At 63.5% G+C, this 11,775-nt stretch carries 9 protein-coding genes and 1 pseudogene; 4 read left to right on the forward strand and 6 right to left on the reverse strand.

Features of this window, described 5'->3' with window-relative positions; all coding sequences use genetic code 11:
* Positions 1–371 (forward strand): annotated as a pseudogene (locus tag C41B8_RS18435) (malate synthase G); the annotation flags it as partial.
* 489 nt (positions 372–860) lie between these two features.
* On the opposite strand, the gene C41B8_RS18445 reads toward C41B8_RS18435, so the two are convergent.
* Positions 861–1,154, reverse strand: a complete 294-nt coding sequence (locus C41B8_RS18445) for a hypothetical protein (protein WP_037341602.1) — start codon at positions 1,152–1,154, stop codon at positions 861–863.
* Positions 1,155–1,316: 162 nt separating this feature from the next.
* Here C41B8_RS18445 and C41B8_RS18450 point away from each other — a divergent pair, with 162 nt between their 5' ends.
* On the forward strand, positions 1,317–2,423 hold the full coding sequence (locus C41B8_RS18450) for a C45 family autoproteolytic acyltransferase/hydolase (RefSeq protein WP_156962591.1): 1,107 nt from the start codon (positions 1,317–1,319) through the stop codon (positions 2,421–2,423).
* Positions 2,424–2,564: 141 nt separating this feature from the next.
* Here C41B8_RS18450 and C41B8_RS18455 read toward each other — a convergent pair whose 3' ends face one another.
* Positions 2,565–3,317, reverse strand: coding sequence for a DeoR/GlpR family DNA-binding transcription regulator (locus tag C41B8_RS18455; protein WP_037341607.1), 753 nt, complete (start codon positions 3,315–3,317; stop codon positions 2,565–2,567).
* A gap of 295 nt (positions 3,318–3,612) precedes the next feature.
* Here C41B8_RS18455 and C41B8_RS18460 point away from each other — a divergent pair, with 295 nt between their 5' ends.
* Positions 3,613–4,800, forward strand: a complete 1,188-nt coding sequence (locus C41B8_RS18460) for an MFS transporter (RefSeq protein WP_037341608.1) — start codon at positions 3,613–3,615, stop codon at positions 4,798–4,800.
* Positions 4,801–4,900: 100 nt separating this feature from the next.
* On the opposite strand, the gene C41B8_RS18465 is transcribed toward C41B8_RS18460, so the two are convergent.
* Positions 4,901–6,181 (reverse strand): MFS transporter, encoded by a 1,281-nt coding sequence (locus tag C41B8_RS18465; RefSeq protein ID WP_037341609.1) that lies wholly within the window; start codon positions 6,179–6,181, stop codon positions 4,901–4,903.
* A 219-nt stretch (positions 6,182–6,400) separates the two neighbouring features.
* Here C41B8_RS18465 and C41B8_RS18470 point away from each other — a divergent pair, with 219 nt between their 5' ends.
* Positions 6,401–7,819, forward strand: a complete 1,419-nt coding sequence (locus tag C41B8_RS18470; protein ID WP_037341612.1) for an aminotransferase-like domain-containing protein — start codon at positions 6,401–6,403, stop codon at positions 7,817–7,819.
* Positions 7,820–8,040: 221 nt separating this feature from the next.
* Here C41B8_RS18470 and C41B8_RS18475 read toward each other — a convergent pair whose 3' ends face one another.
* The 3 genes from C41B8_RS18475 to C41B8_RS18485 all read right to left on the reverse strand — a co-directional run bounded on the left by C41B8_RS18475 (position 8,041) and on the right by C41B8_RS18485 (position 11,476).
* Positions 8,041–10,281 (reverse strand): molybdopterin-dependent oxidoreductase, encoded by a 2,241-nt coding sequence (locus C41B8_RS18475; RefSeq protein WP_037341615.1) that lies wholly within the window; start codon positions 10,279–10,281, stop codon positions 8,041–8,043.
* A 189-nt stretch (positions 10,282–10,470) separates the two neighbouring features.
* Positions 10,471–10,791, reverse strand: coding sequence for an AzlD domain-containing protein (locus C41B8_RS18480; RefSeq protein WP_037341618.1), 321 nt, complete (start codon positions 10,789–10,791; stop codon positions 10,471–10,473).
* Entirely contained in the window at positions 10,784–11,476 is a 693-nt protein-coding gene (locus C41B8_RS18485; RefSeq protein WP_051883770.1) for an AzlC family ABC transporter permease, read from the reverse strand. The genes C41B8_RS18480 and C41B8_RS18485 overlap by 8 nt, the downstream gene beginning before the upstream one ends.
* Positions 11,477–11,775: the final 299 nt, after the last annotated feature.

Here is an 11,775-nt window from a genome sequence, read left to right on the forward strand (position 1 = left end):
TCCTCGGCTACGTCGTGCGCTGGGTCGACCAGGGCGTGGGCTGCTCCAAGGTGCCGGACATCAGCGACACCGCGCTCATGGAGGATCGCGCGACCTGCCGGATCTCGTCGCAGCACATCGCCAACTGGCTGCATCACGGCATCACCAACGAAAACGACGTGCGCGAGACGTTGATGCGCATGGCCAAGGTGGTCGACCGCCAGAACGAGGGCGACCCGAACTACACGCCGATGTCGGCCGACTTCGACGCGTCGATCGCCTTCCAGGCGGCCTGCGATCTGGTGTTCAAGGGCCGCGAACAGCCGTCGGGCTATACCGAGCCGGTGCTGCATGCCCGCCGGCGGGAGCTCAAGGCGGCGCGGAGCGGGTAGGCGAGCCGGGCCGGCATCGGCCGGCTGCGATCGATGGCAGGGCCGGCTTGGCTCCAATTATGGGCCAAGCCGGCTATGCGTCGGCTGGGCGCGGCGGCCGAAGGCGATCAAGTGACAGACGCCTTCGATCGCGGCCCGCCACGCTCGGCGGCATGGGCCTTCTGAGGTTCGCATTGCTGGTACAGGGCGCGCCGGGGCTGATTCTCGGGCTCGACTGGACACGAATGAATGCCACGGCCGTCTTTGTGGGCATGCTCACCGGCGCCGTCATTGCCGCCACATTAACGCTGGCCGATCTGCAACCGCTGGGTTTGTTTCACGGCCTGTGGGGCTGCTCGCGAATCTGGCGGTCGTCGGCGCCGACACAATGCTCGCGAGCGCGCCGATGGCGCGGCCCAAATTGGCCGATCGGCTGACCGCGCTCTGAGTCGGTCAGCCGTTATCGGTACGGATCCGACGGATAGCGCTCTTCAGCGGCGCTATCCGGGGCTACGCGCCGCGTCGCTGCGCCGGATACCAGCTGATCTTCAGGGCGAAGGTGTCGCGGTTTTGGCACCGATCCTCGACGGTAAAGCCGCGCTTGCGGAAATACGCGACGATCCGGTTCATGTCCTCTATCTCGATATGATCGCGTGCGAGAAATATCGTCGTGTGGCCACGATGACGGGTCGACGCCTCGCGAATCGCTTCGCTGATCGACGCAATAGCCTCGTCCGGACTCTGAGTTACGGCCCGCATGTTCTGGCGCGCCTGATCGGCACTGATCGCATCCTGAACCTGCATGGACAACCTCCTGTAATAAAAGGGTGCGGCCACTTGAAGGTCGCGGTCACCTTGACGCTAACCGCTCTGGTTCTGCTCAACAATTATCCAAAATGCTGACGCAATTTGCGATAGGCGCGGCGTGCTCGTAGATTGAAATTCGTACTGCAAACCATCGATCGCATGAAACTTCCTGTACTCGACGCGGCCGGGCAACCGGTGGACATCGGCCGGCTGCATGGCGCGACATACGCCGAACAGATTGGTCGTTTTGCGGCCGAGCGCGTCGAACGCGCCGGCCAGGCGCTATGGGTGGGCGCCGATCGGTCGCGGGCCGACGTTATTGCGCTGGCCGAGGATTGCCTGGCCGCGCACGAAGCCTATTCACCACGGCTGACCGCCGAATTGCGAGCCATGGCTGACGCAGCCGAACTATCGCCGGCGGAGATGCTGATCGTTAGCGGCTTCACCGATTTCGTGGATACCGCCTGTGCGGCTTTTAGTGGGTCGGGCGCCGCGCCTGGCGACGTCGACAACTGCACGGCGATGATCGTGCCCGCTGCCCGCAGCGCAACCGGCACGCCGCTCTTCGCCCAGACCTGGGATATGCACGAAACCGCCACCGAGCATGTTTTCGTCCTGCGCGGCGTGCCGGACGACGGCCCGGCCTTCACCACGTTCACCAGCCGCGGCTGTCTCGGCATGATCGGCATGAACGAGGCGGGCATCACCATCGGCATCAACAACCTCACCGGGAACGACGGCCGCATCGGCGTGACCTGGAACTTTGTGGTTCGCGAAGTGCTGGCCCAGACGGATTTCGCCGCCGCTGAAGCCCGGCTGGCCGAGGCCGATCTGGCCGGAGCCCACAACTATTTGCTGGTCGGACCGGACGGGCAGGGCATGAACGTCGAGGCCATGTCCACCCAGCGCGCCACCACTCGGCTGGACAACGACGTGATCGTGCACACTAACCATTGTCTCGCGAAGGAAACGCGCGCCGTTGAACGGCCCCGCCTGCCCGAGGCGCAAGCGCATAGCGAGAAGCGTCTGGCACGTGCCGAGGCGATGCTGGCCTGCGATGAAGCGATCGACGTCGAGCGACTGGCCACGGTGACGCGCGATACGCAGGCGATCTGCTATCCACCCACGCCGATCACGAAGATGACGACCTGCGGCGCCGTGATCGCCGATCCCGCGGCCCGGCGGCTCTGGGCGCTGCGCGGTCTGCCGAGTGAGCAATCCTATGTAGCGTTTGACGTGGCCGGTGCGGCGGTGGCTTCGGAGTGACGAGTGCCAACTGGTATCAACGGCGTCACGCAACCCGACTGAGTGGGGCGGTGCCGACATCGCGTATGAACGGACTATTTTGAAGTGTTACCGGTTGGATTAAATCCGAAGCGTTCCGGTCTGATCTGGGACGCGCTCCAATCATTGATGAATATTGATCCCGAGACGTCGGTAGGCCGCGAGCTGTTGTTTCGGGGCCTCGCTATCCGTGACGAGATCAGTCACGGCGTCGGCCGGCGCGACGACATAAGGGAACGCGTGCCCGAGCTTGCGGGCGTCCGCCAACGCGACCACGAGGGTCGACTGCGAGATCATCAGGCGCTTTGTGGCCAGTTCCTGCGGTGAGGGGATGGTCAAGCCGGCGTCCGGATCGAGCGCACACACGCCGATAAAGCTGATGTCGGCCCGAAACGAGCCGAGAAAACGGGTCGTATCGGAACCCAGCGTGACGCCGAGGTCCTTGTTCAACTCGCCTCCCGCCAAGTAAACGGTAACGCCGGGGTGGTCGATGAGCAGCGCCGCAACGGCCGGCGCATTGGTGACGACGGTAGCGTGCAAGGCAGGCGACAAGCTGCGCGCCACATTCAGCGCCGTACTCCCGCCATCCAGAAACAGGAGCTGCCCGTCGCATGCCAGGGCAGCGGCGCGTTGTGCGATCGAGTCTTTGCCGGGTTGAGCGGCCCGAGCGCGTTGCGCATAGCTTGCCGGCGGCGTGGCCCTCGGAATAGCGCCGCCGTGAACGCGTTGTAGCGTGCCAGCGGCTTCCAACTCCCGGAGATCACGCCGGACCGTGTCTTCGGATACACCCAGATGTTCCGCCGCTTCCGCGGCACCAATGCTGCCGGCCGACTCGAGTTGACGCAGCAGGGCATCTTGCCGGGTTGCTTTCAACATCGCGGGATCGCTCCATGGCCTGGCTGAATGGGTTCGATCCCATATTGCAGCAGCGGGCGAGTCCGTGCAATATCATGCAAAATATTGCAAAAACGTGCAAAGTTGTTGAGGCCTCGATTTCCCATTGGGTTCGACTTGTTCGGCATGCTGATACGCCGAGACTTCGGGGACCGCTCCGGCCCGCCTGTTGGCGCCCAACGGCACGGCGGGCTCGGCTTCAACGCGTCTTGTCGATCCTGGCTTGCCCGACCGTCGAGCCGCTGACGACGACAGCACACAGGTCGGAGCATACGAATTGAAAACATTGAGCACACAGCGATTTTGCGGGACCTCGACCTTTCTGGCCAACGGCTTCGGGACGGGCGTCTGGTCGGTCGAAATCGCAAGCGCTCAAGCCAAGACAGGGGCATCGGATGCGGTGCTCGGGCTGGCCTTGCTCGTCTTCGCGGTCGCGGCCCTGGGCGCTATGCAACTCGGGGGCAGAATTGCGGCTCGCTACCCGCTCAACTACGTTTGCACCGCCCTCGGACTGGCATTCGCCTTGTCGCTGGCGGCGCTCGGCTTTGCGGGCGGTATCGCGAGCCTGGTGATCGGCTTGGCCCTGTTGGGTGCGGTCGACGGGGCGCTCGACGTGGCCATGAATGCACGCGCCAGCATGATCGAAAATCGAATGCAACGCCCGGTCATGTCGTCGTTTCATGCCGCGTGGAGTATCGGAGGCGCTGCCGGGGCCGGCCTCGCCGGCTTTTTGACGGCCCACGGTTACGGCCCCGATATCATCATGCCCGCGGCCGCAGCGATTGCCTTGCCCGGCTTACTGCTGGCCATCGGTGGTCACCAGGCGCCGAAATCGACGGCGGCAGAGAACTCGGCAGGCCTCGCCTCGGCCGAACATCGCACTCATACGACGCAGCTGTCGTTGCTCTGTTTGATTGCGTTTCTGGCGTTGCTGACAGAAGGCGCGCTCGCGAATTGGAGCAGTATTTACCTGCAAAGCGTTCTCACCGGGGTCTCCGGTGGGTTCGCGATCGGTTTCGCCGCCTTCTCTATCGGGATGTCGGTTGGGCGACTGGCGGGCGATCGGGTCGTGGCGCGATTCGGACGCCGCCCGGTCGGTGTCGCGGGCGCCACCTTGGCCGCTGTCGGTTTCGCCATCGTATTGACGCTACCGACATTCACGACGGCCTTTATCTGCTTCGCACTGATCGGGCTCGGCCTGAGCAATATCGTGCCCATCACCTTCGGTATCGCCAGCCGTGTCGCCCGCTCGGAAGCCGTTGGCATCTCACGAGCCGCTTCGGCCGGTTATGCCGGGTTTGTGGTCGGCCCGGCGTTGATCGGTGGGCTGGCGGGTGTGGTGACGCTACCCACGGCATTGACCGTTCTTATTCTGACGACCGCTCTGATCGCGATGACGGGTGTGCCGGCCTACCGCTCCCGGCAAGACTCGGAGGCGGGCGAAGCGCGTTCACCCGTTCGTTAAAGCGCGCGATGAAAGAGGGTTCGGGCATGCATACCGGCCAATGATTCGGTCTGCGTCTATGCTACTGAGCAGAGCAGTCGATATTGATCAGGTTGCTATTTCAGTCCCGCGTGACGCCTCGCATGGGTCGCGCAATGGCACGCTCGCGAGCCGGATGCGTCTCACGAATCCAGACGGCCGCGGCGAGCCCGGCAAAGCTGATGATCGCGGGCAGGCACAGGGCGGTTCGAAGGCCGGTTTGCGGCGTGACGCTACCGCTGATCCCCGACAGTGCCCAGCCGTATCCCATCTGTACGACAGCGGTGGTCAGAAAAACCCCCATGTTTACCAGCGCAAGCGCAAGGCCGACGATATTCGCGGATACGCTTTCCTTGACGACAGCGAACGATACGACGACCTGCGCGCTGGATAATCCCAATGCGAGAAAACATGCGAGACCCAGTACCGCATGGGACCAGGGCGCGAACAACAGCGCGGCCCAAGCCAGGGCATTGAGCAGCGATGCGGCCAGCACGAATGTTTTGCGTGTCCGTAACCTGTCGGATAGCTGGCCGACGAGCAGCGAGCCAAGACCGTAAGGCACGAGTGCGGCGGTGAGACTCCAGGCGGCGGCGTTGCCCGATAGGCCGAAGCCGTCGCCCAGCACCTGGGTGCCCCAGAGTCCTGCGAACGCATAGAACGTCCCGTTGGTCCCGGAGAGTGTGAGCAGGACGAGCCACAGCTGCGGCGAGCGCAGGACATCGTGCCAGGCAAGGCTCGGGGCGAGTCCGCTTTCACTGGATGGTGTCAGTGACTCGGCGCCTGGGTGCGACCGGCGGTCAGGCGGGCGCCAGAGCAGGCCGATCAGCACACCAACGGCTATCGTCAGGGCGCCAAGCACGATGAATATCGAACGCCAGTCGATTCGTTGTAGCAGCGCATTCGCGGGTGCCTCGGCTGCCATGGAGCCGATGGCCGCGACAAGCAATGTGACGCCCGTAATCAAGCCGAATCGGCGACCTTCGAACCAGATCGCGTTGTTCTTCATCATGGCAACAAACACGATCGACATGCCGAACCCCACCAGGCCTGGGCCCGCCAACGCGATCGGATACGTCGGCGCCAGCCCGAGCGTCAGGGCGCCCACGCCGGTCAACAGCGTGCCGGCCGTGGCCGGCAGACGGATACCGATACGATCCACGATCAGCCCGGCCGGAATCTGCATCAGCGTGTAGATCCAAAAGTGGATCGCCGCGAGGCTGCCGATTTCGCCCGCGCTCAAGCCGAAGCTGCGGCTGATCGGAAGCGAAAAACTCGCCGGTGCAAATCGATTGAAAAAACCGATAAAGAATGCCGTCGCCAGCAGGCCATAACTGACGTGGCGCGCCATCGAAATGTTCATGTCGACCGCCGCCGCTCAAGGCCGTCGAGTCGCGCCCGAGACGGAGATAAAACGAAGGCGGCTGTAGCGCATGGCGTATTGATCGCTATCGGCAAGTACACGATTCGAGTGGTGGGTACCGGGGATGCGCTCCATCCTCCGCGACCCCAGCCGATCAATACAGATACAGATACCGAGCTTCGGTGCGGTACAGTTGCAGGCCGTGAACGCGAGGCCGATATGCGTCTGTACGAGAAACTGGCCGACGACCTGGCCTGGGCGATCAGGCGCGGCGCCTTTGCACCGGGCGCGCGTTTGCCGTCGGTGCGACATATCAGCCAGCAGCGGGGCGTCAGCGTATCCACGGCCGTTCGTGCCTATCACGAACTCGAGCGTCGGGGCCTGATCGACGCCGCGCCCCGGTCCGGCTTCTTCGTGGTGGGGCCGCGTCGGTCCGCCTTGCCTTCGGTCCCCCAGCGTCGGTTGACCCCCGTGCCCGTCGCTGGCGGCGGGCGAATCCTGCAACTGCTTGCCGCCGCGGATGATCCGCGCGTCGTGAGCTTTGGCGCCGCCACGCCGCAGGCGGGTTATATGCCGAGTGCCGCGCTCGCCGCGGCCAGCCGAACGGTCTGGCGCAATGCCCGGCGCCGGTGCATGACGCAGGCCTTTCCGCCCGGCGCCATCGAGTTGAGAACGGCCTTGGCCAAGCGATTGGCCCTGGCAGGATGTCGGCTCGATCCTGACGACGTGCTGATCACCAATGGCTGCCAGGAGGCGATGGCGATTGCGCTGCAATTGCTGTGTCGGCCTGGCGATGTGGTCGCGGTGGAAGCCCCGACCTATTACGGATTGTTGGAAGTGCTCGAGCAACAGCAACTGCGGGCGTTGCCGATTCCGAGCGACCCCAAGACCGGTATCTCGCTCGACGCGCTCGAGCAGGCGTTCAGCACGGGCGAGGCCCGTGCCTGTGTCGTCACGCCCGTGGCCGCGAACCCGTTGGGCGTGACGTTGAGTGACGAGCGCAAGCAGAAGCTCGCCGCACTCGTCGCGCGTTACAAGGTGCCGTTGATCGAGGACGACACCTATGGCGAGCTGGTCGAGACCGGCCGACGAGCGATCCCGGTGAAGGCCTGGGATCGAGTCGGGCTCGTGTACTACTGCGGCTCGGCCACCAAGACGATCTGTGCGGGGCTGCGCATCGGATGGCTCTCGGTGCCGGCCACGCACCGGGCCCAGGCGGCGAAGGCGCAGTACCTGCGTACAGTGTCGGTCAACACTTGGGCCCAGCTCACGCTGGCCCACTACCTGGCGACCGGCCCTATCGATCGTCATATGCGGGCGGCGGCCCGATCGTATCGGCAGTGCGTGGCCGAACTCGTCGATCAGCTTGAGCGGCATTTTCCCGCCGGTACGAAAATCAGCGCGCCGCAGGCGGGTTTCCTCGTGTGGGTCGAGTTGCCGGGTACGATGGATACCGACGTGCTGCTGGAAGACAGCCTCCGGCGCGGCATCAGTTTCGCGCCGGGGCCGTTATTCGCGCCTACCGATGGGTTCGAAAACTGTATGCGATTGAATGCCGCGGTCGAATGGAATGACAGGACGAAGGCGGCGATACAAACGCTCGGGGGTCTGGTTTGTGCCCGAATAGCGCTGAACTGAGGATTGCTTGCCTTAGGTTGGAGCGGTAATTAAGCCACCGGGGTAAATTCCATCGCTCGTGATGAACGATCTCTTTCGATCAGATCGACGTGAGGCTGGCTTTTGGGGATCGCTTGGTGACATAGAGCCGCAGTCCTCGCCGCCCTATTGGAATAGGCTCTAAGCCCGCAAGCGTCCGCTGGGAGGTTCGGCGCGCGGTCGCTATACCAATCAATAGCTCGTCATTCTCGGCGCACCGCTTCCACCAAACAGCTGTGGGCCGCACTGCCTTGCGATAATCGGGATGAGCGCCGGTCTTGCGTCAAGGTATTGGGGTTGCCGGCAAGTTCCAGCGTCATCGGATCGGTCGGGTCTTCCGGGGTGTACCAAGCGCCGGTGGGTAACAGCACGACACCGCGGAGCAGGGTCGACGAAACTCGGGCCCCGACCAGGCATGCGCCACGTTCGTTGAACAGTTTGACGGTGTCGCCAGCTTCGATACCGCGCGCTTCGGCATCTTCCCGGGAGAACACGGCCGCTTCTCGCCCGGCGACTTTGTCGTACTGGCTGGCACCGATCGCATCGAGCTGGCTGTGCAGCCGGTTGGTAGGTTGTGGCGAAAGCAGGTGTAGGGGATAGGTCTGCGCCCGTTCGCCGCCCAGCCATTCTTCCGGTGCGATCCAGCTCGGGTGGGGCGGGCAGTCCGGGTATCCGAAGCTCGCGATGGTTTCGGAAAACAATTCGATACGGCCGGACGGGGTGGCCAGCGGGCACGCTTCGGGCGCCGCCGCGAAGTCGGCCAGAAGCGTCGTCGAACGCGGCGCGTCCTGCTCGGCGTCCAGGGTATGAATGCCGCGTTCACGAAACGTCGGGTAGTCCGGCAGCTCGGGAAATCGCTCTCGGTAGCCGGCGTAGAGATGAGCGAGCCAGTCGTCAGTTTCGCGTTTTTCGGTAAATTCGTCGGCGAGGCGGAGATGGGCCGCGATCATGGCGCAGATCTGATGGTCATCGCGGGCCTCGGCGTAAGGCGCATGGGTCGCGCGATTGAATACGAGGGTGCGGTCGTTGCTGGACACCGCGATATCGTTGCGTTCGAAGGGGAGTGTCGAGGGCAGCACGATATCCGCATGCTGTGCGGTGGCGGTCCAGACGGGCTCGTGGACAACGATCGTCTCCGGTCGTTGCCAGGCCTGTCGTAGGCGGTTCAAGTCCTGATGGTGATGAAACGGATTGCCGCCGGCCCAATAGACCATTCGCGTATCCGGAAGGGGCAGCGTTCGGCCGTTGTATTCGAGCGTGCCGCCGGGGTTGGCGAGCAAGTCGGCGATGGCGGCCACGGGGATGAAGTCGGCTACCGGATTCTGTCCCTGATCGAGCCCGGGCGTTTTCAGGTGTCGCACGGGCTGGCCCACCGAATTGACCGAGCCGAGTCCGAACGCAAAGCCGCCGCCGGGCCGACCGATCTGGCCGGATATAGCGGCCAGGGCGATAGCCATCCAGTAGGGTTGCTCGCCTGCGGTGGCACGCTGCAGCGACCAACCCAGATTCAAAAGACTGGTCGGCGCGCGCAGTGCCTCGATGAATCGCTCGATCTGGGATCGGTTGACGCCGGTGACGTCTGCCGCCCACGCCGGAGTTTTCGGCACGCCATCGCTGTCGCCCATGACATAGGCGGCCAGCCGATCGAAGCCGGTGGTCAGCCGCTGGATCTGCTTTCGATCAATCGTGTCGTTTTGAATCCGGGCGTAGGCGCACGCCAACATGAGCGCGGTATCGGTATTCGGTCGGATGGCGAGATGTTCGGCGTTCGGGTGATCCGGCATGTCCGCGCGGTCAGGGGATACGACGATCAATCGCATGCCGCGATCGAGCGCCCGCGTCAGCCATTGCTCGACGGTATGGCGTCCCACCCCGCCCGGGTCGCATTGCGCGTTGGTCAGGCGCAGGCCGAAGGCCACCAGACAATCGGTGTGGTGGGCGATTTGATCCCAGCTTGGCGCACAGGCATTGGTGCCGGCGTAGTCCTGCCCCAGCACGTGCGGGAGAAAAGCACCGGCGGTTCCGTAGCTGTAGCTGTGCCGGCTCGCCGTGAAGCCGCCCGCCAGATTGAGCAGGCGTTTGATCTGGCTCTGGGCGTGGTGAAAGCGCCCGGCGCTGGCCCAGCCATACGAGCCGGCGAAGATCGAGCGGTTACCGTGCACGCGCGCAATTCGTTCAATCTCGTGGGCGACCAGTCGCGTGGCGCGATCCCAATCCATCGGGATGAAGGTGTCGGCGCCGCGTATCGATTGCGAATTGTTCTCGAGCCAGCCGCGCCGCACCATGGGCTGCGCGACACGACAGCGATGCTGGGCGAGCTCAAGATAATGCAGGCCAAAAGGGGTCGGTTGTGGATCGCCTTCCCACGCGGACAGACTGGGTCCGGCAGACGTTTGATCCACGCGGTAGGTTCCGAAATGGGTCGCAAAAAAATGCTCGCTCATGGCGGGCTCCTGTCTGACGGATGTACAGGCGATGCTCAGCAGGCTTCGCGCGCTGCCATGGCCGTCCCAATCGCCGTAGTAGCCGCGCGGGTGATCGCGTATGCATGTACACCGCGCTCGTCTTTCGGATGGCGCGGGCGATCGCCGCGCAGTAGTGCGATACCCTGAGATGAGCCATCCATGCTTCGACTAAAAGCCATTGATCGCAATCAGATACAGGGCCAATCCGGAGAAAATGCTCAGTAGGGCGCTGCGGCGTAGCCAGAAGAGCGCCAGGGCCAGTGTGCTCGCGGCAATTAGAGCGCCGATGGTTCGGCTGTCGTCGTGCGGCAATGTTTGAACACTGTAGATCAAGAGCAGTGGCATCACCCCTGCCGGCAGCCGCTTCTGCAGGAAATCAATCAGGCCGTGGTCTCCGAATTGTCGGGCCAGTACCACGGACACGGCTCGCAAGCCGAACGTCGTGATACTCACCACGGCGATGACCAGCACGATATGTTGGCTACTCATATTGCCCCCGTGCGAAGTAGTGAGCGATCAGTAACAGGACGTAGCTGCACAGCGACACTGGCAGGAACACGCGAGCGCCGCTCAGCAGGTGAGCAGCCGCACCGACGATGATCGCAAGAGCTAGATAAACCAATACCTCGCCATGTTCGAGCGATAGCAGCTCTTCGGCAGACAACACGAGGAACAGGGCCACGAGGGCGAATTCGAAGCCCCCAACACTCGGGGGGATAAAACTGCCGGCGAGGGCGCCTATGGCGGTGCCGCCGACCCACCAGCACTGCGTGAGAATCTGAAGCCCGGTGATCTGGTGGCCGTCGAGTGTCTTGCCCCGGCGCGACGAAATGACGCTATAGGTTTCGTCGGTGAGCGCGAAAACGCCATACAGCTTGGCCGGAAAGGGAACGAGTCGTGTCACGGGCAGCGACAGACCATAGAACACATGACGAAAATTCACCGTCAGAGTCGTCAGAAACACCGCGGGCAGGGTTTGATGCTGAAGAAGCAGCGCGACGACGACAAATTCCATCGACCCGGCGAATATCGTCGCGCCCATGATGGGCGCCCAGTAGGGCGCCAGCCCGGAACTGTCGACAAACAGCCCCAGGGCCATGCCGAGCGGCAAGTAGGCGGCCGCAATCGGCAGCGATAGGGCAGCGGGCTTACGTAAGTGGCTCAACGTGGACATGGGGATCTTAGGTCAACCGACAAACAGATGATGACGGTAGGCGTGTTTGGCCAATGCGCAGTGAGCGGGCTGACCCGCAAACAACGCGAGGCGGCGAATTACGGCGTACGCTATAGCGGAGCGTGAAATACCGCATCAATGGGCCGCGGTCAACAAGACCGGGGCGGTCGCTTGCCGCTCGCGCCGCCGATGCCGATCCCGGCATCGCATGATGTCTGACGGTTTGGCGAGTATCTGCCCTAGGTGTGACCTCTCAGTAGATTGTTCATCCGAGCCGCAAGCCTTGAAGCTGATGGGTG

The organism is Salinisphaera hydrothermalis C41B8, assembly GCF_000732535.1.
GTDB classification, from domain to species: Bacteria; Pseudomonadota; Gammaproteobacteria; order Nevskiales; family Salinisphaeraceae; genus Salinisphaera; species Salinisphaera hydrothermalis.

Coding starts and splice junctions, on each gene's coding strand:
- C41B8_RS18445 (WP_037341602.1), bottom strand. CDS start 1,154: ATGCAGGTTCAGGATGCGATCAGTGCCGATCAGGCGCGCCAGAACATG.
- C41B8_RS18450 (WP_156962591.1), top strand. CDS start 1,317: ATGAAACTTCCTGTACTCGACGCGGCCGGGCAACCGGTGGACATCGGC.
- C41B8_RS18455 (WP_037341607.1), bottom strand. CDS start 3,317: ATGTTGAAAGCAACCCGGCAAGATGCCCTGCTGCGTCAACTCGAGTCG.
- C41B8_RS18465 (WP_037341609.1), bottom strand. CDS start 6,181: ATGAACATTTCGATGGCGCGCCACGTCAGTTATGGCCTGCTGGCGACG.
- C41B8_RS18470 (WP_037341612.1), top strand. CDS start 6,401: ATGCGTCTGTACGAGAAACTGGCCGACGACCTGGCCTGGGCGATCAGG.
- C41B8_RS18475 (WP_037341615.1), bottom strand. CDS start 10,281: ATGAGCGAGCATTTTTTTGCGACCCATTTCGGAACCTACCGCGTGGAT.
- C41B8_RS18480 (WP_037341618.1), bottom strand. CDS start 10,791: ATGAGTAGCCAACATATCGTGCTGGTCATCGCCGTGGTGAGTATCACG.
- C41B8_RS18485 (WP_051883770.1), bottom strand. CDS start 11,476: ATGTCCACGTTGAGCCACTTACGTAAGCCCGCTGCCCTATCGCTGCCG.